Annotated in this window: 15 protein-coding genes; 10 read left to right on the top strand and 5 right to left on the bottom strand. The window is 65.3% G+C overall.

Translation table 11 applies throughout. The features are described 5' to 3' along the window. Positions 1-99 precede the first annotated feature (99 nt). From AC3WW4_RS05645 to AC3WW4_RS05630, 4 genes are all read left to right on the top strand, one after another. Positions 100-1,743: an acyl-CoA synthetase gene (locus tag AC3WW4_RS05645; RefSeq protein WP_488827404.1), complete on the top strand. Its 1,644-nt coding sequence runs from the start codon at positions 100-102 to the stop codon at positions 1,741-1,743. A 74-nt stretch (positions 1,744-1,817) separates the two neighbouring features. Next, positions 1,818-2,126, top strand: coding sequence for a DUF485 domain-containing protein (locus tag AC3WW4_RS05640; RefSeq protein ID WP_488827403.1), 309 nt, complete (start codon positions 1,818-1,820; stop codon positions 2,124-2,126). Continuing rightward, positions 2,123-3,799, top strand: a complete 1,677-nt coding sequence (locus AC3WW4_RS05635; RefSeq protein ID WP_488827402.1) for a cation acetate symporter — start codon at positions 2,123-2,125, stop codon at positions 3,797-3,799. The genes AC3WW4_RS05640 and AC3WW4_RS05635 overlap by 4 nt, the downstream gene beginning before the upstream one ends. A gap of 36 nt (positions 3,800-3,835) precedes the next feature. Next, entirely contained in the window at positions 3,836-5,620 is a 1,785-nt protein-coding gene (locus AC3WW4_RS05630) for an acyl-CoA dehydrogenase (protein ID WP_488827400.1), read from the top strand. Between the two features lie 100 nt (positions 5,621-5,720). Here AC3WW4_RS05630 and dnaE read toward each other — a convergent pair whose 3' ends face one another. Together dnaE and AC3WW4_RS05620 are read right to left on the bottom strand one after the other, a co-directional pair. Next, positions 5,721-9,254, bottom strand: coding sequence for a DNA polymerase III subunit alpha (gene dnaE, locus AC3WW4_RS05625; RefSeq protein ID WP_488827399.1), 3,534 nt, complete (start codon positions 9,252-9,254; stop codon positions 5,721-5,723). Positions 9,255-9,308: 54 nt separating this feature from the next. Beyond that, a complete protein-coding gene (locus AC3WW4_RS05620; protein ID WP_488827398.1) occupies positions 9,309-10,331 on the bottom strand; it encodes an AraC family transcriptional regulator in 1,023 nt (340 codons plus the stop codon). 126 nt (positions 10,332-10,457) lie between these two features. Between AC3WW4_RS05620 and AC3WW4_RS05615 the strand changes: the two genes are divergently transcribed. Together AC3WW4_RS05615 and AC3WW4_RS05610 are read left to right on the top strand one after the other, a co-directional pair. Next, positions 10,458-11,639 carry an alkane 1-monooxygenase gene (locus tag AC3WW4_RS05615; protein ID WP_488827397.1) on the top strand — a complete coding sequence of 394 codons (1,182 nt, stop codon included), beginning with the start codon at positions 10,458-10,460 and terminating at the stop codon, positions 11,637-11,639. A gap of 17 nt (positions 11,640-11,656) precedes the next feature. Next, complete coding sequence (locus tag AC3WW4_RS05610; RefSeq protein WP_488827396.1) at positions 11,657-12,412, top strand: sulfurtransferase; 756 nt, start codon at positions 11,657-11,659, stop codon at positions 12,410-12,412. Here the strand turns inward: AC3WW4_RS05610 and AC3WW4_RS05605 are convergent. Then, positions 12,409-13,722 (bottom strand): mechanosensitive ion channel family protein, encoded by a 1,314-nt coding sequence (locus tag AC3WW4_RS05605; protein ID WP_488827395.1) that lies wholly within the window; start codon positions 13,720-13,722, stop codon positions 12,409-12,411. The two genes, AC3WW4_RS05610 and AC3WW4_RS05605, sit on opposite strands and share 4 nt — an antisense overlap. Positions 13,723-13,739: 17 nt before the next feature. Next, positions 13,740-14,411 carry a TetR/AcrR family transcriptional regulator gene (locus AC3WW4_RS05600; protein ID WP_488827394.1) on the bottom strand — a complete coding sequence of 224 codons (672 nt, stop codon included), beginning with the start codon at positions 14,409-14,411 and terminating at the stop codon, positions 13,740-13,742. Between the two features lie 94 nt (positions 14,412-14,505). On the opposite strand from AC3WW4_RS05600, the gene AC3WW4_RS05595 reads away from it, so the two are divergent. From AC3WW4_RS05595 to AC3WW4_RS05585, 3 genes are all read left to right on the top strand, one after another. After that, positions 14,506-15,429, top strand: a complete 924-nt coding sequence (locus AC3WW4_RS05595; RefSeq protein WP_488827393.1) for an alpha/beta hydrolase — start codon at positions 14,506-14,508, stop codon at positions 15,427-15,429. Between the two features lie 7 nt (positions 15,430-15,436). Then, positions 15,437-16,381 carry an alpha/beta fold hydrolase gene (locus AC3WW4_RS05590; RefSeq protein WP_488827392.1) on the top strand — a complete coding sequence of 315 codons (945 nt, stop codon included), beginning with the start codon at positions 15,437-15,439 and terminating at the stop codon, positions 16,379-16,381. Between the two features lie 92 nt (positions 16,382-16,473). Beyond that, the gene (locus tag AC3WW4_RS05585; protein WP_488827391.1) at positions 16,474-17,340 is read left to right on the top strand and encodes a 23S rRNA (adenine(2030)-N(6))-methyltransferase RlmJ; all 867 of its coding nucleotides are present in this window, start codon (positions 16,474-16,476) and stop codon (positions 17,338-17,340) included. A gap of 35 nt (positions 17,341-17,375) precedes the next feature. Here AC3WW4_RS05585 and AC3WW4_RS05580 read toward each other — a convergent pair whose 3' ends face one another. Then, on the bottom strand, positions 17,376-18,077 hold the full coding sequence (locus AC3WW4_RS05580; RefSeq protein WP_488827390.1) for a pirin family protein: 702 nt from the start codon (positions 18,075-18,077) through the stop codon (positions 17,376-17,378). A 111-nt stretch (positions 18,078-18,188) separates the two neighbouring features. Between AC3WW4_RS05580 and AC3WW4_RS05575 the strand changes: the two genes are divergently transcribed. Beyond that, positions 18,189-19,133: a LysR family transcriptional regulator gene (locus tag AC3WW4_RS05575; RefSeq protein WP_488827389.1), complete on the top strand. Its 945-nt coding sequence runs from the start codon at positions 18,189-18,191 to the stop codon at positions 19,131-19,133. The last annotated feature ends 23 nt before the right edge of the window (positions 19,134-19,156 follow it).

Here is a 19,156-nt window from a genome sequence, read left to right as displayed (position 1 = left end):
TCCCCGATCATCCGCCCCGACGTTCGCAGACAGGGCATGCCATGCCCGGCTTTCGGGCCCGCTGTGTCTCAGCGCGACAGTGAATCTATGGAGACCGTGATGATCAGTATAAACCCTTATGGAACCGGTTTGGACAAAAATGCCGCGAACCATGTCAGTCTTTCGCCACTGAGCTTCCTCAAGCGCACCGCGGCCATCTATCCGGACCGTCTGGCCACCATCTATGGCGAGCGTCGCCAGACCTGGGCCGAGACCGCCGCACGCTGCCGCCGTCTGGCCAGCGCGCTGCAAGCGCGTGGCATTGGCCGCGGCGACACGGTGGCCGTGATGCTGCCCAATGTGCCCGCCATGCTGGAAGCGCACTTCGGCATCCCGATGACCGGTGCGGTGCTCAACACGCTCAACACGCGCTTGGACGCTGAGGCGGTTGCCTTCCAGCTGGAGCACGGTGAAGCCAAGGCGCTGCTGACCGACCGCGAATTCGCCCGCGTGATGCGCGCCGCCCTGGACATGCTGGGGCGCAAGGACATCCTCGTGGTGGACGTGGAAGACGAGACGGCGCCCCCCGGCGCGAACCTGGGCTCGATCACCTACGAAGCCCTGCTGGCCGAAGGCAATCCCGAGCACCCCTGGTACCTGCCGGGTGACGAGTGGGATGCCATCTCGCTGAACTACACCTCGGGCACGACCGGCAACCCCAAGGGCGTGGTCACCCACCACCGTGGTGCCTACCTGAACTCGGCCAGCAATGTGATCTCGTGGAACCTGCCGCAGCACACGACCTATCTGTGGACGCTGCCAATGTTCCACTGCAATGGCTGGTGCTTCCCGTGGACGATGGCCCTGATCGCCGGCACCAGCGTGTGTCTGCGCCGCATCGACCCGGCCGTGATCTTCTCGCTGATCAAGGCGCACCACATCACCCACATGTGCGGCGCCCCCATCGTCTACAACCTGCTGATCAGCGCACCGGCCAAGCTGCGTGACGGCCTGAACCACACGGTCAACGGCCTGATCGCCGGCGCTGCGCCCCCGGTCGCCGTGATCGAAGGCTGCGAAGCCGCGGGCATCAATCTGACCCACGTGTACGGCCTGACCGAGGTGTATGGCCCCGCCGCCATCTGCGCCAAGCACGCCGAGTGGGACGCCCTGCCGATCGAAGACCGTGCCCGCCTGAACGGCCGCCAGGGCGTGCCCTACGCGCTGCAGGAAGACGTGACCGTGCTGGACACGATGACGATGGAGCCGGTGCCCTGCGATGGCGTGACCATTGGCGAGATCTGCTTCCGCGGCAACGTGGTGATGAAGGGCTACCTCAAGAACGAGAAGGCCTCGGCCGAGGCGTTTGCCGGCGGCTGGTTCCACACCGGTGACCTGGCCGTGCGCGATGCCAGCGGCTACATCAAGATCAAGGACCGCAGCAAGGACGTGATCATCTCCGGTGGCGAGAACATCTCGTCGGTCGAGGTGGAAGACGCCTTGTTCCACCACCCTGCCGTGATGTCGGCCGCCGTGGTGGCCGAGCCCGATCCGAAGTGGGGCGAAGTGCCCTGCGCCTTCGTCGAGCTCAAGCCCGGTCATGAGCTGACCCAGGAAGAGCTGATCGAGTTCTGCCGTCAGCACCTGGCGCGCTTCAAGGTGCCCAAGCGCGTGGTCTTCGGCGAGCTGCCCAAGACGTCCACCGGAAAGATCCAGAAGTTCGTGCTGCGCCAGCAGGTGAAGTCGGCCAGCGCCATCGAGTAAGCGCCCCAAGCGCCTTGCTTTCACACGGGTGCCCACCGGCACCCTCCTCTCCCTCTCTCCCACAAGGAAGACCCATGTCGAATGAGATCTACCGTCGCGTGGAGGCTGACCCGGCCTACCAGCAACTGGTGCAACGCCGTGGCCGCCTGGCCATGTTGCTGTCGGTGACCACCCTGGTGGCCTATTACGCCTTCATGGCGGTCGTGGCCTTTGCCCCCAACGCGCTCAGCCCCACGATCTTCGAAGGTGGCACCCTGACCATCGGCGCGCCCATTGGCGCCGCCCTGATCCTCGGATCGTGGCTGCTGACCGGCTGGTATGTGCGCAAGGCCAACACCGAATTTGACCAACTGACCCACGCCATCGCGGAGCGCGCCAAATGAAGCCATTGATGAAAACCGGCGCCCTGAGCGCCCTGCTGTTGCTGTGCGCGGGCGTGGCCCTCGCCGGCCCCGGCGACGTCGGCCAGGTGGCCAAGCAGCCCATCAACATGACGGCCATCGCCATGTTCCTGGTCTTTGTGCTGTTCACCTTGGGCATCACCTACTGGGCGGCCAAGCGCACCAGTTCCACCTCTGACTTCTACACCGCCGGCGGCGGCATCACCGGCTTCCAGAATGGCCTGGCCATTGCCGGTGACTACATGTCGGCCGCGACCCTGCTGGGCCTGAGCTCGATGGTGTTCCTGCGCGGCTTTGATGGCTTCGTGTACACGATCAGCTTCTTCATCGGCTGGCCCGTGATCCTGTTCCTGCTGGCCGAGCGCATGCGCAACCTGGGCCGCTTCACGTTCGCGGACATCGCCTCCTATCGCCTGCATCAGGGCTCGATCCGCACCTTCGCGGCGTTTGGCTCGCTGACGGTGGTGTGCTTCTACCTGATCGTGCAAATGGTCGGCGCCGGTCAGCTCATCAAGCTGCTGTTCGGTCTGGACTACCCGATTGCCGTGGTCGTGGTCGGTGTGCTGATGGTCGTGTACGTGACCTTCGGCGGCATGATCGCCACCACCTGGGTGCAGATCATCAAGGCCGTGCTGCTGCTGTCCGGCGGTCTGCTGATGCTGGGTCTGGCCATGAGCCACTTCGGCTTCAGCATCGAGACGCTGGCTGCCAGCGCGGTGGACGCCCACAAGGACGGCGCCGCCATCATGCACCCCGGCACCCTGCTGGCCGATCCGGTGACCGCCGTGTCGCTGTCGCTGGGCCTGGTGTTTGGCACCGCTGCCCTGCCGCACATCATGATGCGTTTCTTCACCGTGCCCAACGCCAAGGAAGCCCGCAAGTCGGTCTTCGTGGCCAGCGGCTTCATCGGCCTGTTCTTCATCGTGGTGTGCCTGCTGGGCTTGGCTGCCATCGTGATCGTGGGCAAAGATCCGCAGTTCTTCGAAAACGGTGAGATCGGCGGCAAGCTGCTGGGCGGCAACAACATGCCCGTCATGCACCTGGCCAAGGCCGTCGGTGGCGACCTGTTCCTGGGCTTCCTGTCGGCCGTGGCGTTTGCCACCATCCTGGCGGTGGTCTCGGGTCTGGCGCTGGCGGGTGCCTCGTCGATTGCGCACGACATCTATGCCCGCGTGATCAAGAAGGGCCAGGCTTCGGAAGCCGACGAAATGCGCGTCTCCAAGATCGCCTCCATCGGTCTGGGCGTGGTTGCCGTGATCCTGGGCATCATGTTCGAGAAGCAGAACGTGGCCTTCCTGGTCGGCCTGACCTTCGGCATCGCTGCCTCGGCCAACTTCCCCGTGCTGGTGCTGTCCATCTACTGGAAGGGTCTGACCACGCGTGGCGCTCTGATCGGCGGCATCGTCGGTCTGGTGTCGGCGGTGACCTTCGTGGTGCTGTCCAAGGCTGTGTGGGTGGTGGTGCTGGGCTTCGAGCATGCCGTGTTCCCGTACGAGCAACCTGCGCTGTTCTCCATGCCGCTGGCCTTCTTCTTCACCTGGCTGTTCTCGGTGACGGATAAGAGCGCGCGTGCTGCTGTGGACGTCTCGGGCTACCGTGACCAGAACGTGCGTGCGCAAACCGGCATCGGCGCCGCAGCTGCCAGCGCCCACTGATGGATTGTTTGACTGTTTGACTGAGAGACGATTGCCATGTCGACTTACAACGCCCCCGTCCGTGACATGTTGTTCACGATGAAGGAGGTGGCCGGGCTGGAGGGGATCTGCGCCCAGCCCGGTTTCGAAGAAACCTCGCCCGACCTGGTCGAAGCGGTGCTGGAAGAGGCCTCGCGCTTCGCCACCGGCGTGCTCGATCCGCTGAACTGGCCGGGTGACCAACAAGGTGCCCGCTGGGACAACGGCGTCGTGACCGCCGCCGACGGTTTCAAGGAGGCCTACGCGGCCTTCTGTGAAACCGGCTGGAACGGCATGCCCGCTTCGCCCGAGTTCGGGGGTCAAGGTCTGCCCACGCTGGTCTCGACCGCCGTGCTGGAGATGTGGAAGTCGTCGAACATGGCGTTCTCGCTGTGCCAGATGTTGACCCTGGGTGCGATCGAAGCCCTGGTGCATCACGGCAGCCCCGCGCTGCAGCAGCGATTCCTGCCCAAGATGGTGTCGGGTCAGTGGACCGGCACGATGAACCTGACCGAGCCACAAGCCGGGTCGGATTTGTCGGCCATCCGCAGCCGCGCCGTCCCGGAAGGGGATCACTACCGCATCAGCGGCACCAAGATCTTCATCACCTGGGGTGAGCACGACATGGCCGAGAACATCGTCCATCTGGTGCTGGCCCGCCTGCCCGATGCGCCCCCGGGCGTGAAGGGCATCTCGCTGTTCGTGTGTCCCAAGTTCCTCGTCAACGACGATGGCTCATTGGGTGAGCGCAACGACCTGGTGTGTGCGTCCATCGAGCACAAGATGGGTATTCATGCGAGCCCCACGGCCGTGATGTCTTTTGGCGACGGACCTGGCGCCATCGGGTATCTGGTCGGAGAACCTCACAAGGGTTTGGGCTACATGTTCACGATGATGAACTACGCCCGGCTCAACGTCGGCCTGGAAGGTGTGGCCATTTCCGAGCGCGCCTACCAGCGTGCCCGCGCCTATGCCATCGACCGTGTGCAAGGCCGCACCTTGAGCGAAGGCAGCCGCGGCATCATCGGCCACCCCGATGTGCGCCGCATGCTGATGGACATGAAGGCCCGCACCGAGGCCATGCGTGCCCTGGCCTACTTCGCGGCCGCCCAGATGGACCGCGCGCACAGCCACGCCGATGAGGCCACGCGGGTCAAGAGCCAGGCGCTGGTCGATCTGTTGATCCCCATCGTCAAGGGTTGCTGCACGGAAAACGCCCAGGGCATCACCGCAGACGGCGTGCAGATCCACGGAGGCATGGGTTTCATCGAAGAGACCGGCGCAGCGCAGTACGTGCGTGATGCCCGCATCACCACCATCTACGAAGGCACCACCGGCATCCAGGCCAACGACCTGATCGGGCGCAAGCTGATCCGCGACGATGGCGTGACGATGAAGGCGCTGTTGCACACGGTCTCGGCCGAAGCACAGCGTCAGGTCGGCAGCGGCGATCCCGTGCTGCAGCCCCTGGGACAAAGCCTGCAACGCGGCCTCGAAGCCCTGTCACAAGCCACTGAGTGGATTCTGACCCGTGCCAACCAGAGCCCGGCGGCCACCGCCGCGGGGGCCGTGCCTTATCTGAAGCTCTGCGGCACCGTGCTGGGTGCCTGGTTGATGAACCGCGCGGCCGAAGCTGCCCAGCGCCAGCTGAACGAGAACGGCCAGGACGATGCTTTCCTGAGCGCCAAGGTCATCACCGCACGCCACTACCAGTACCACGTGCTGGTCGAAGCCAACAGTTGGCGTGACCGCGTGATCAACGGCGCCATCAGCACCCTGGCCCTGCAAGACGATCAGTTCTGATCCGCCACCAGCGGATGTGCGACGGTGGGCGTGCCGGCCCATCTTTTGACGGCGTGTCCTCACCAGGACACGCCTTTTTTCATGCGCCAGCGATCAGCGCTCAGCCTTCGCCGTAGACCACGGTGGCCTGGGCGTCGGGCATCAGCTCCTTGAGTCGCAACAGCGCCGCATCGCTGGGATACACCTTGGCCTGATCGCCCAGGTCCAGCTCACCGCGCGCCGACACCTCGGGCGTGCGCCGCTCGATCACCACCCGCAGGCTCAGGCCTTGATGCGTATCGGGCAGATCCGGCTGCGGGGCCGCGACGCGCCGCGCCGGGAACTCGCGCAGCAGCTCGTCCACCGGCAGCTTCTGGTCGCGCGCGGTCAGGCGCACGAAGCGGGCATAGCGACAGCGCGCCGCCGCCAGGCTCATCACCGACTGAACGTTGAGGCGCAGCCCGCCTGAGAAGCGGTCGGTCTGGACCTTGCCGGTGATGATGACCAGCTCGTCGTCCTTGAGCAGCTCCTTGTTGGCGTCCAGCGTGTCCTGGTTGGCCACGGCCTCAATCGTCTCGCTCTTGTCGTCCAGCTTGAACAGGCCCACCCGGCCGCGCGTGCCATTGATGACACGCAGTTCGCTGATGATGCCCGCCACCACCTGGGGTTCGCGACTGTCTTTCAGGTCGCCAATGCGTTGCCGCGCGATGCGACGCACTTCCGGCTCGGCCTCGTCGAACAGGTGGCCCGACAGGTAAAAACCAATCGCGGTCTTTTCCAGGCCCAGGCGCTCTTTCAAGGTCCACGGCTCGGCCGGCACCAGATCGGGCTCGTTGGTGGACGCCGCATGGCTGTCCCCAAAGTCAAACAAGCCGCCCTGGTCGGCATTGGCCAGCAAGGTGTCGGCATACTCGAAGGCCAGGCCCACGCTGGCCAGCAGGCCGGCGCGATGCGGCTCCAGCGAGTCAAAAGCGCCCGCCTTGATCAAGGCCTCGACCACCCGCTTGTTGACCTGCTTGCGGTCCACCCGCGCGCAGAAATCAAAGAAGCTCTTGAACGGTCCGTTCTCCGTGCGCTCGCGCACCAGCGCTTCGATGGCGCCCTGCCCCGTCCCCTTGACCGCACCCAGCGCGTAGCAGATGGTCTTGTTGTCCAGCGGGATGAAGCGCCACGCGCCCTGGTTCACATCGGGCGGCGTGAAGGTGATGCCGAAGTTCTGCGTGGCATCGTCATGGAAGATCTTGAGCTTGTCCGTGTCGTCGCTGGCAATCGTCATGTTGCCTGCGAAGAATTCGGCGGTGTAGTGCACCTTCAGCCAGGCCGTGTGATACGCCAGCAAGGCGTACGCGGCCGCGTGCGACTTGTTGAAGCCGTAGCCCGCGAACTTCTCCATCAAGTCGAAGATCTCGTCGGCCAGCTCCTTGCTGATGCCATTCTTGGCGGCACCGGCCGAGAAAATGGTCCGGTGCTCGGCCATCTCCTCGGCCTTCTTCTTGCCCATGGCGCGGCGCAGCATGTCGGCGCCGCCGAGCGAGTAGCCCCCCACCCGCTGGGCCACCTGCATCACCTGCTCCTGGTAGACCATGATCCCGTAGGTTTCCGACAGCACGGAGGCCATCAGCGGGTGCGGGTAGGTCACCTCTTCCTTGCCGTGCTTGCGGGCGCAGAACGAGGGGATCAGGTCCATCGGGCCCGGACGGTACAGCGCCACCAGGGCGATGATGTCCTCGAACAGGCTGGGCTTGGCGTCGCGCAACATGCCCTGCATCCCGCGCGATTCCAGCTGGAACACCGCCACGGTCTTGCCCTCGGACAACAGCCGGTAGGTGGCCGCATCGTTCAGCGGGATCTTGGCGAAGTCAAAGTCCTTCTGGTCCGGATGCCGGGCCATGATGAACTCCTTGGCCGTCTCCAGGATGGTCAGCGTGGCCAGGCCCAGAAAGTCGAACTTCACCAGGCCGATGGCTTCCACATCGTCCTTGTCGTACTGGCTCACGGCCGAGTCGCTGCCCGGCTGCATGTACAGCGGGCAGAAGTCGGTGATCTTGCCCGGCGCAATCAGCACGCCCCCCGCGTGCATGCCGATGTTGCGCACCATGCCTTCCACGCGCATGGCCAGCTCCAACAGCGCGGCCACTTCTTCCTCGGCCTTCTCGCGCTCTTCCAGCTCGGGGGCTTCCTTGCGGGCGTAGATCACGCCGCTGTCGGGGTTCTCGGGCACGCGCGCCAGCGTCACGGACTTGCCGGGCGGCGCTGGAATCAGCTTGGCGATGCTGTCCACATGGCCGTAGCCCATGCCCAGCACGCGCCCCACGTCGCGCAAGGCCGCCTTGGCCGCCATCGTGCCGAAGGTGGCGATCTGCGAGACGGCATCGCGCCCGTAGCGGTCCTTCACATAGTCGATGACGCGGTCGCGGTTGCCCTGACAGAAGTCGATGTCGAAGTCGGGCATCGAGACCCGCTCCGGGTTCAGGAAGCGCTCGAACAGCAGGTTGTACTTGAGCGGGTCCAGGTCGGTGATCTTGAGCGCGTAGGCCACCAGCGAACCGGCCCCCGAGCCCCGGCCCGGGCCCACCGGGCAGCCGTTGTTCTTGGCCCAGTTGATGAAGTCCTGCACGATCAGGAAGTAGCCAGGAAAGCCCATCTTCAAGATCGTGTTGATCTCGAAGTCCAGGCGCTCCACATAGGTCGGGCGCTGTGCGTTGCGCTCGGTCTCGTCCGGATACAGGTGCAGCAAGCGCTCTTCCAGACCCTCGTGCGACAGCTCACGGAAGTAGTCTTCCATGGGCTGCGGCTCGCCGTTGGGCATGATCGGCGTCGGGAAGTTGGGCAGCTGCGGTTTGCCCAGCACCAGTGTCAGCGCACAGCGGCGTGCAATCGCCACCGTATTGGCAATGGCCGAGGGGATGTCGGCAAACAGCGCTTCCATCTCGGCCGTGGTCTTGAAATACTGCTCGCGCGTGAAGCGCTTGATGCGCTTGGGGTTGCCCAGGGTTTCGCCCTCGGCGATGCAGGTGCGCGCCTCATGCGCCTCGAAATCATCGGGCTCCTGGAACTGGATCGGGTGAGTGGCCACCACGGGCAGGCCCAGCCCGGCGGCCAGGGGCACGGCCGCGCGGATGTAGGGCTCGTTGGTCGCGTGCCCGCTTCGCTGCAGCTCAATGTAGAAGCGATTCGGAAAGGCCGCCGCCAGCTTGCGCGCCTGGGCCTCGGCCTTGGGCACATCGCCATGCGACAGCGCCTGCCCCACCAGCCCCATCTCCGCCCCCGACAGGCAGATCAACCCCTCGTTGCGCTCACACAGCGACGCCCAGTGCACCCAGGCGTGGGTGCGCTGCCCCGGCGCCGTCCAGGCCTCGCCCAGCAACTCCGACAGGCGCAGATAGCCCTGACGGTTCTGGATCAGCAGCAGCAAGCGCGTAGGCGCCTTGCCCGGCTCTTCAGGCTCCAGCCACACATCCGCGCCGATGATGGGCTGCACGCCCTTCTTTTGCGCGCTCTTGTACAGCTTGAGCGCCCCGAACAGGTTGCTCAGGTCCGTGACCGCGACGGCGGGCTGGCCATCCTTGGCCGCGGCCTTGACCAGGTCATCGATGCGGACGGTGCCGTCAACAACAGAATATTCGGAGTGGGAGCGCAGGTGAACGAAAGGCATCCGGGCATTGTAAGAAGCCTGGGCCTCACGGATCAGTTCAATCCGCAGAGACTGTCAGAGACTGTCGGTCGCACCCCGAAACTCACGCGGCGTCACGCCCAGCCAGCGCCGGAAGGTCCGGCTGAAGTTGGAGGTGTCTTGATACCCCAGTCGCTCGGCCACGGCCTCCACACTCAGGGGCGTTTGCACCAGCAGCCAGCAGGCCAGCTCTTCCCGCACACCGTCGAGCAGTTGCTGGTAGGTCACGCCCTCTTCGCGCAAGTGCCGGATCAGGGTGCGGGCCGACACGTGTTCGATCTCTGCCATCTGCTCCAGCGTGGGGTACTGCCCCTCACAGGCGACCAAACGCTGTTGCACGCGCGACGTCACGCTGCCCTGCTCCTGCTGCGTGAGCAAGCGCTCACAATCGCGCCAGGCCACGCGGTAGGCCTCGGCATCGGGCGCCAGACTGGGGCAGGTCAGCAGGTCCACCGGCAGCTCAATGCGCAAGGCCGGCGCCCCAAAGCTGCACTGCGAACAGAACTCGCGGTAGGCCTGCGCGCACGCCGGCGCCTCAAAGGGCCAATGGATGGTGACACGCGCGCGCAGATCCTGCCCCGTGATGGTTTCCATCAGACGGACCATGGCCCCCGCGAAATGCCCCATGAGGTAGGTCCGGAACTCATCGGCCACCAGGTCTTCTCGCAACAGCAGGGCCAGCCCGCCCTCGGTCTGCACGTCGAAGTGGGCCACGCGCTGGCGCAGCGCCACAAAACGCTGCATCACCATCAGCACCTGCCCGACATCGCGGGCGGCCATGGCCGCGTACCCCGGAGCACCGTGGGCGGACAACTGCGTGCTCTGCCCCACCACCAGCCCCAACCACGGGCAATCACTCAAGGCCAGGGCGCGCAGCACCACGCGGCGCACCTGCTCCAGGCTCAGGAACAGGTTGCTGGCATGCAGATCGTGCCAGCTCAAACGCGTGCCCTGCAGGATCTCGGTCTCGCTGAAGCCCCGACGCCGCAACTCGGCGCACAACAGGCGCACGTAGACCGGGTGCAGCGAGGGTTGGAGCCAGTTGTCTGGCGGGTGCATCGACATCGTTTCAGCGCGGCGCCATTGTCACAATATGACGACATTGTGCCAGCGCAAACGGTGTTGCACGTCCAGCCGAAAACGCAAGATGTGTCCATGGTTCCAACCCACCGAGGAGACATCTGCATGAGCGCTGCCCTGCCCCTTCCCACCGACCAACAACCTGCTTACCGCGACCGCAAACGCCTGATGTGGCTGCTATCGGTGGTCGGCCCTGCGGGCGTCACCATCGGCCCGGTGGCGCACCTGATGGGCGCCACCTCCGAAGCCTGGTATTTCGTGGCCATAGCCTTCTTCTACGGTGCCATCCCCGTGCTGGACTGGCTGCTGGGCGAAGACCTGAGCAACCCGCCCGAATCCGTGGTGCCGCGACTGGAGGCCGACCGCTACTACCGCTGGATCAACTATGCCGTGGTGCCCGTGCTGTGGGGCAGCCTGCTGTTCAACTGCATCTTCGTGGCCACGCATGAGCTGTCATGGATGGCCTGGCTGGCCACCACCATCATCACGGGCTCCATGCTGGGCTTTGGCCTGAACCTCAGCCACGAGTTGGGCCACAAGAAGGACTGGCTGGGCCGCAAGATCGGTCTGTTCAACTCGGCGCTGGGCGGCTACGGCCACTTCTCGATCGAGCACAACCGCGGGCACCACCGCCACGTGGCCACCGCCGAGGATCCGGCCTCCTCCAAGATGGGCGAGACCATCTACCGCTTCGTCTTGCGCGAGATGCCCGGCGCCTTCTTCCGCGCCTGGAATCTGGAGACCGAACGCCTGGAACGCCAAGGCCAGTCGCCCTGGAGCCTGAACAATGAAATGATCCAGGCCGGCCTGATGACGCTCGCGCTGTACGGCGGTCTGATCGCCGCCTTCGGCCCGAAGATGGTGCCGGTGCTGGCGGTGGTCGCATTCTGGGGCGCCTTCCAGCTGACCTCGGCCAACTACATCGAACACTATGGCCTGCTGCGCCGCAAGCTGCCCGATGGTCGCTACGAGCGTTGCGAGCCTCACCACTCCTGGAACAGCAACCACATCATCTCCAACCTGATCGTGTTCCACCTGCAACGCCACTCGGATCACCACGCCAACCCGACCCGCAGCTACCAGTCCTTGCGCAACTACCCCGACCTGCCCACGCTGCCCTCGGGCTACTTCGGCATGTTCCTGGCCGCCTATGTGCCGCCCATCTGGTTTGCCATCATGGACAAGCGGGTCATTGCCGCGACCGGTGGAGATGTGAAACGCATCAACTTCCTGCCCGCCCAGCGCGCCCGCCTGGTGCGCCAGTTCGGCCTGCGCGAGCAGCCCTGAGTTTCTACAATGCGGGGATGAGTCCTGTCCTGAACATCTCCGCCTACCAATTCGTCACCCTGAACGACGCCCCCGCCCTGCGCGATCGACTCCATGCCGAAGCGCAGGCGCGCGACCTCAAAGGTACGGTGCTGATCGCCGAGGAGGGCATCAATCTTTTCCTCGCCGGCCCCGGTGAAGCGGTGCGCGGCTGGGTCGACGTGCTGCGCCAGGATCCCCGCTTTGCGGACCTGGCCCCCAAGGAGAGCTGGTCCGAGACGGTGCCGTTCAAGAAGCTGCTGGTGAAGGTCAAGGGCGAGATCATTCGCATGAACCACCCCACCATCCGCCCGGACGAGCGCGGCGACACCGGGCGCGCCCCGGCGGTCGAGCCAGCCGTGCTCAAGCGCTGGCTGGACCAGGGCCACGACGACGAGGGCCGCCCCGTCGTCACGCTGGACACGCGCAACGCCTTCGAGGTGGACTACGGCACCTTCGAGGGCGCGGTGGACTGGCGCATCCACAAATTCAGCGAATTCCCCGACGCCGTGCAGGCGCACAAGGACGAATTCGCCGGCAAGACCGTGGTGAGCTTTTGCACCGGCGGCATCCGCTGTGAAAAGGCCGCGCTCTACATGCAAGAGGCCGGCATCGACCACGTCTACCAACTCGAAGGCGGCATCCTCAAGTACTTCGAGCTGACGGACGGCGCGCACTGGCAGGGCGACTGCTTCGTGTTCGACGCCCGCGAAGCCCTGGGTGCACAACTCACCCCCAAGGCACCGGCTGCTTAAGGCGTTGGCCTAGCCGCCATCGCCGGCGCTCGTTCGGGTGCGATGTCGGGCGCCGTTGATGCTGCCGGTGCCGGAGTAGCCCCCACCATCGTGCGCAAATCAGCGCCAGACGGATGCTGGAACACCCGCAAGCCGAACTCGGGCAAGATCGACAACAGGTGGTCAAAAATGTCCGACTGGATGCCCTCATAGGCCACCCACTCGGTCGTGTTCGTGAAGCAGTAAATCTCCATCGGCAGCCCATCCGAGGTCGGATCAAGCTGGCGCACCATCAGCGTCATGCCCTGATGGATGCCAGGCTGGCGGCGCAGATAGCGCTCCACATACATCCGAAAGATGCCCACATTGGTGACTCGGCGGCGGTTCACGACATCGCGCTCGCTGCCCGGCGCCCGTGCGTTCCACTCGGCCAACTCGGCCTCCTTGGCGACGAGGTAGTCGGTCAGCACATCGAAACGGCTCAGCGCCTGTGCCTCGGCCTCGCTCAAGAAACGGATGCTCTGCTGGTCCAGGTACACGCTGCGCTTGATGCGCCGCCCGCCCGACTCCGTCATGCCCCGCCAGTTGCGGAACGAGTCCGAAATCAACCGCTTGGTGGGGATGTTGGTGATCGTCTTGTCCCAGTTCTGCACCTTGACCGTGTGCAGGGCAATGTCGACCACGCCGCCGTCCACTCCGATCTGCGGCATCTGGATCCAGTCGCCCACCCGCACCATGTCGTTCGAGCTGAGCTGCACGCTGGCCACCAGCGACAGCAGCGTGTCCTGAAAGATCAGCATCAGCACCGCCGCCATCGCGCCCAGCCCCGACAGCAGGATCAGGGGCGAGCGGTCGACCAGCGTGGCGATCATCAGGATGACCGCCAGCGCATAGACGACGATCTTGACCACCTGCACATAGCCCTTGATGGGGCGCTGTGCCGCATCAGGCCGGCGTTGCCACACGGTGTTGGCCAGGTCCAGCAGGTTGGCCAGCGCCAGCGCCACCGTCAGCACGATGAAGGCGCCACACACGTTCTGCACCACCGTGACGACGGGCTCCGGCAACTCCGGCACGGCCTGGATACCCCAGGTCAGCACCAGCGCAGGCACCACATGCGCCAGGCGCGAGATCACCCGCAGCGCCCTCACCTCAGGGTCCTGCGCCAGCGTGGTGGACTTCAACACCCGGTTCACACTGCGCAGCAGGATGTGCCGGGTCAACCAATTGGCCCCCCACGCCAGCGTGATCCACGCGGCCAGGGCCAGCACGGTATACGACACCGGGTGGCGCTCCAGCCACCCCATCAGCTCAGGAACATGTTCTTGCATGCCCCTGACCTTAACGCTTATTCGCTCTTCTTGCATTTGGCCAAATGCATTAACCCCTGGTAGGGCAGCAAATTGGTGCGCACCACCTTGTCGATCGGTTCGGCAAAGCCATGCTGCATCCAGCGCGCGGCGAGCAGCACATTCAGCCCGATCATGCCGTCGGCCAGCAAAGGCAGGCTGATGCCCTCCAGCTGTTCGGGCGGCAACAGGCGGGTCAGATGCTGTTTGAGCAAGGCGGAGTAGTCGCGCGCCGTCGCGCCGCTCATGGCGGCCACCTCGTCGCTCACAGCCAGCGAGTCCACCAGCATGATGCGCCCGCGCCGGGGGTCATCGCGGATGAACACCAGGAACACCCGCATTGCCGGCGCCAGCATCTCCAGCGGATCGGAAGAGCGAGGCAGCTGCGCCATCGCGGCCAAGGTCAAGGCCATCAACTGCTCACGCAACTCGCTGTAGGCCGCCAGGAACAACTCCGGCAAGGTCTTGAACGACTCGTAAAAATAGCGCTCGGTCAGGTGTGCGGCCACGCAGACCTCGCGCACCGTGGCGCCATGAAAGCCCTTGGTCCCGAACACCTCGATGGCCCCTTCAATCAGCTTGGCCCGGCGCAGACGCTGGCGCTCTTCGGGCAGCACGCCGCCATAGCGACGCTTGTTCAAGGGGGGGGTATCGGGCAGGCTGACGTCCATGGGAAGACCTATATTCACAAACTCTATTGTCAGCTTATAGTTTGACAACATTTATTGTCAAAACGTAAACCCTCCACTCACGGGTCGTCCGCGCATGAGCATCCAAGCCGTCATCACCAACCTCGTCCTGCGCTACCAGTTCAAACGGGCGGGACGGGGCCCCTTGAATGTTCACAAAGCGCGGCACATGGTCAGCAAGGTGGCCCAACGCAACCCACCGACACCGAAGGACATCGCCCACACTCCCTTGGCGGGGCGCACCGGCGCCGGCCTGTGCTCGGCCGAATGGCTGAGTGTGGCCCACCCCCAGCGCACCGTGCTGTACTTCCACGGCGGCGGCTACTTCTTCTGCGGGCTGGACACCCACCGCCCCACCTGCGCCTACCTGGCGCGCACCGCCCAGGCCCGCGTGCTCTCGGTCGATTACCGCATGGCGCCCGAACACGTCTTCCCCGCCGCGGTGAACGATGCCGTGGCCTGGTGGAAGGAGCTGCTGGACCAGGGCTTCAACCCGGCCGAAGTGGTGTTCGCGGGCGACTCGGCCGGCGGTGGCCTGGCCCTGGCCTGCATGCTGGCCGCCCGCGAGCAAGACCTGCCGATGCCCGCTGCCGCCGTGCTGTTCTCCCCCTGGACCGACCTGTCCTGCTCGGGCGAGACCATGCGCAGCAAGGCCGATGTCGATGTGATGTTCAACCCAGAGTCCCTGCCCGAGGCGGCCGCCCTCTACCTGGCCGGCCAGCCCGCCACCACCCCCTTGGCCTCGCCGCTGTTTGCCGACCTGCACGGCCTGCCCCCGCTGATGATCCACGCCAGCGAGCACGAAATCCTGCTGTCCGACGCCACCCGTCTGCACGAGCGCGCCCTCGCCCAGGGCGTGCGCAGCGAACTGCACCTCAAGGCCAAGATGCCCCATGTGTGGCCCACCATGCTGATGCTGCCCGAGGCCCGCCAGACCTTGCAGCATTGCGGCGACTTCATCGCCCGCGTCACCCGTGCACCCGCCGCCCAGCAGGCATGATGCGCACATGAACTGGTTCAAACGTGTGTGGTGGTCAGCCGTCGTGCTGGCCTTGGTGTTGGCGGGCGCCGTGGCCTGGAGTTGGGAGCCCGACCGGCAACTGGGTGAACTCGTCGCCCGCTGGGCACCCGAGCCCTCGCGTTTTGTCGAGCTCGATGGCATGCAGGTGCACATCCGAGACACCGGCCCCCGCAACGACCCCAAGCCCATCCTCTTGCTGCACGGCATGTCCTCCAGCTTGCACAGCTTCGAAGGCTGGCAAAGCCGCCTGCAAGGTCAGCGCCGCGTCATCAGCGTCGACCTGCCCGGCTTCGGCCTGACCGGCCCCAGCCCCCAGGGTGACTACCGCATCGAGGTGTACACCCGCTTCGTGTTGCGCCTGCTCGACACGCTGGAGATCAAGCAGGTGGTGCTCGCCGGCAACGCCCTGGGTGGTGAAATCGCCTGGCAAACCGCCATCCTCGCGCCGGAGCGCGTGCACAAACTGGTCCTGATCGATGCCGACGGCTACCAGCCCTCGGTGTTGTCCATGCCCATCGGCTTCCAGATCGCCAGCATGCGAGGCCTGCGCTGGGTCTCCGAGCGGATCCTGCCACGCCCCCTCATGGCCGCGAGCCTGCGCAGCGTGTTCGGTGAACCCGAACGGGTCACCCAGGAGCGCATCGACCGTTATTTCGAGCTGAACCTGCGCGTGGGCAACCGCCGCGCCCTGTTCCAACGCATGGACCAGGCCACCTTCGGCGAAAGCTCGCCGCTCATCCGCCGGATCGTCCAGCCCACCCTGGTGCTGTGGGGTGAGCGCGACCAGATGATCTCGCCGGACCTGGGCGCGCAGTTCTGCGACGACATCCCGCGCTGCAAGCTGGTCACATTCCCGAAGCTGGGCCACCTGCCCCAGGAGGAAGACCCGGACAGCACCGTCAAGGCCTTGCAGACCTTCCTGGCGTCCTGAATCAGAGGGCTGTGGCCAGCTCTCCCTCAAACACACCAAAAAAGTCAGATCCGAGATGAGGCAAGCGGCCATAAACCCGCTACGCTTGCCCCATGTTCAGTTATCGACACGGATTCCACGCGGGCAACCACGCCGATGTGCTCAAGCACATGGTGTTGGTGCAGGTGCTTGAGCACCTGCTGCAAAAAGACAAACCCTTCTGGGTGATCGACACCCACGCGGGTGGGGGGCTCTACGACCTCACCAGCGGCTACGCCACCAAGAGTGGCGAATCCACCTCCGGCATCGCCACCCTGTGGCCCATGCGCCGCGACAAATCCATCCCCGAAGCCGTGCGCAGCCTGCTCAAACAGGTCGCCCAGCTCAACGATGGTGACGAGCTCAAGTGGTACCCCGGCTCGCCGCAGCTGGCCGCGCAAATGCTGCGCGAAGGCGATCACCTGCGCCTGTTCGAGCTCCACCCCACCGAAATCAAGCTGCTGGAATCGCACTTTGCCGGCGTCAAGCGCGGCGTCAGCATCCAGGGTGCCGACGGCTTCGCCAGCCTCAAAGCTTGCCTACCGCCCCCGCCACGTCGTGGTCTGGTCCACATCGACCCGCCCTACGAGAACAAGGACGACTACCGCCGCGTCCTGCAAACCCTCAAGGACGCCATCCCCAAGTTCAACTCGGGCACTTACGCCATCTGGTACCCCGAAGTGGCACGCCGTGAAGCCATCCAGTTCCCGGCCCAGCTCAAGCGACTGGCCGCCGACTTGCCCAAGGTGGATTGGCTGCACGCCACCCTGCGCGTCAAGGGTGCCGAGCGCGACGGCGTCGGCCTGTTCGGCAGCGGCATGTTCATCATCAACCCGCCCTACACCTTGTACGACAAGCTGGCCGTGGCCCTGCCCTGGCTGGTCGAGACCATCGGGCAGGACGATCACGCCGCCTACACGCTCGAAGCCCAGCAAAGCTGAGCTGCCAAACACGGCTCAACGCTCAAGCGCGCTCCTCAGGCACCCAGGTCGAAGACCAGCACTTCGGCCTGTGTCCCCTGGCTCAGGGTGAGCTGGCTTTCGCCCTCCAGCTTGAGGGCGTCGCCGGCCTTCAACACCTGGCCGTTGACCTTCAACGCCCCACGCGCCAGATGCACATAGGTCTTGCGCGTAGCATCCAGCGGCATCTCCAGCTGCTCGGCCCCATCAAACAAACCCGCACGCAGCGTCGCATCGGCATGGACCGTCACGGAACCGTCGCGCCCATCCGGTGAAGCCACCACCCGCAGACGTCCGCGCTTGTCGCCTTCCGCAAAGCCTTTTTGCTCATAGCCTGGGCGCAAGCCCCGCTCCGAGGGCTGAATCCAGATCTGCAACATGTGGGTGGGGTCGTACAGCGCCTGGTTGAACTCGCTGTGCAAGATGCCGGTGCCCGCCGACATGCGCTGCACCTCGCCCGGCACGATGCGGGCGTCGTTGCCCTGGTTGTCCTTGTGCCAGATGGCGCCCTGCAGCACATAGGTCACGATCTCCATGTCGCGGTGGCCGTGCATGCCAAAGCCGCGTCCCGGCGCGATCACGTCGTCGTTGATCACCCGCAGCGGCCCGAAGCCCATGTGGGCCGGATCGTGGTACTCGGCAAACGAGAAACTGTGGAAGCTCTGCAGCCAGCCGTGGTCGGCATAGCCGCGTTCTTCAGATCGGCGCAAGGTCAGCATGGCAAGGCTCCTTCAAGGTGTGTGCATCCGTTTGCCTCACTGTAGAAGCCTGAGGGCGTTTCGCGGCTGCGCCCGACTGATGGCATCATTCAAACAAATTGAATCAATACCATGAGCGACCGCCGCCACGCCCTCACCCCCGACGCGCTCCAGATGATGGACACCATCGCCCGCACCGGCAGCTTTGCCGCGGCCGCGCGTGAGCTGGGCAAGGTGCCCTCGGCGCTGACCTACAGCGTGCGCCAGCTCGAAGACGCCCTCGACGTGCTGCTGTTCGACCGGCGCAGTCGCCAGGCCAGCCTCACCGCGGCCGGCGAAGAGTTGCTGCGCGAAGGCCGCCTGCTGCTGCAACAAATGGACGCCGTGGCCAACCGGGTCAAACGGGTGGCCTCCGGCTGGGAGGCCGAACTCACCATCGCGGTCGACAAGGTGATCGCCCCCCACGCCATCTTTGACCTGATCGAGGGCTTTTACGCCCTCAAGCCCCCCACCCGCGTGCGCATGCTCAGCGAGGTCATGAACGGCACCTGGGAAGCTCTGGCCTCCGGCGAGGCCGATCTGGCCATCGGCATCCCGGGCGACCGCATCACCAGCCCCGGCGTGCGGCTAGAGGTCATGGGCGATGTGCCCTTTGTGCTGGCAGTCTCTCCGCATCACCCGCTGGCCCAGGCAGAAGAACCTCTGAGCACCACCACCCTGGCCCAGCACCGCATCGTCGCCGTGGCCGACACCGCCCGCGGCATCGAGCCCATGACCATCGGCATCCTGCCCGGACAGGACGTGCTCACCCTGCCCTCCATGTCGTCCAAGCTCGAAGCGCAGATGCGCGGCCTGGGCTGCGGCTTCCTGCCCGAGCCCATGGTGCGCCCCTATCTGGTCAGTGGCCAACTGGTCAGCAAGGCCGTGAGCGGTCCCCCGCGCGTCACTCGCATTCACTACGCCTGGCGCCAAGGCGACACGCCGCCCGGCATGGCCCTGACCTGGTGGCTGCACCAGCTCAGCAGCCCCACCACCCGCCAGGCCCTGATGGACCTGCACGGAGGTTTGCTGCTGTGAGCCTGGCCACGCCCCCCTCCGGC

It is taken from the genome of Aquabacterium sp. TM01, from assembly GCF_057808345.1.
The sequence above is the reverse complement of the archived record's forward strand: the minus strand, read 5'-3'. Positions and strand labels throughout refer to the sequence as shown.

Coding starts and splice junctions, on each gene's coding strand:
- AC3WW4_RS05645 (WP_488827404.1), top strand. CDS start 100: ATGATCAGTATAAACCCTTATGGAACCGGTTTGGACAAAAATGCCGCG.
- AC3WW4_RS05585 (WP_488827391.1), top strand. CDS start 16,474: ATGTTCAGTTATCGACACGGATTCCACGCGGGCAACCACGCCGATGTG.
- AC3WW4_RS05640 (WP_488827403.1), top strand. CDS start 1,818: ATGTCGAATGAGATCTACCGTCGCGTGGAGGCTGACCCGGCCTACCAG.
- AC3WW4_RS05610 (WP_488827396.1), top strand. CDS start 11,657: ATGAGTCCTGTCCTGAACATCTCCGCCTACCAATTCGTCACCCTGAAC.
- AC3WW4_RS05635 (WP_488827402.1), top strand. CDS start 2,123: ATGAAGCCATTGATGAAAACCGGCGCCCTGAGCGCCCTGCTGTTGCTG.
- dnaE (WP_488827399.1), bottom strand. CDS start 9,254: ATGCCTTTCGTTCACCTGCGCTCCCACTCCGAATATTCTGTTGTTGAC.
- AC3WW4_RS05580 (WP_488827390.1), bottom strand. CDS start 18,077: ATGCTGACCTTGCGCCGATCTGAAGAACGCGGCTATGCCGACCACGGC.
- AC3WW4_RS05605 (WP_488827395.1), bottom strand. CDS start 13,722: ATGCAAGAACATGTTCCTGAGCTGATGGGGTGGCTGGAGCGCCACCCG.
- AC3WW4_RS05600 (WP_488827394.1), bottom strand. CDS start 14,411: ATGGACGTCAGCCTGCCCGATACCCCCCCCTTGAACAAGCGTCGCTAT.
- AC3WW4_RS05595 (WP_488827393.1), top strand. CDS start 14,506: ATGAGCATCCAAGCCGTCATCACCAACCTCGTCCTGCGCTACCAGTTC.
- AC3WW4_RS05590 (WP_488827392.1), top strand. CDS start 15,437: ATGAACTGGTTCAAACGTGTGTGGTGGTCAGCCGTCGTGCTGGCCTTG.
- AC3WW4_RS05575 (WP_488827389.1), top strand. CDS start 18,189: ATGAGCGACCGCCGCCACGCCCTCACCCCCGACGCGCTCCAGATGATG.
- AC3WW4_RS05630 (WP_488827400.1), top strand. CDS start 3,836: ATGTCGACTTACAACGCCCCCGTCCGTGACATGTTGTTCACGATGAAG.
- AC3WW4_RS05620 (WP_488827398.1), bottom strand. CDS start 10,331: ATGCACCCGCCAGACAACTGGCTCCAACCCTCGCTGCACCCGGTCTAC.
- AC3WW4_RS05615 (WP_488827397.1), top strand. CDS start 10,458: ATGAGCGCTGCCCTGCCCCTTCCCACCGACCAACAACCTGCTTACCGC.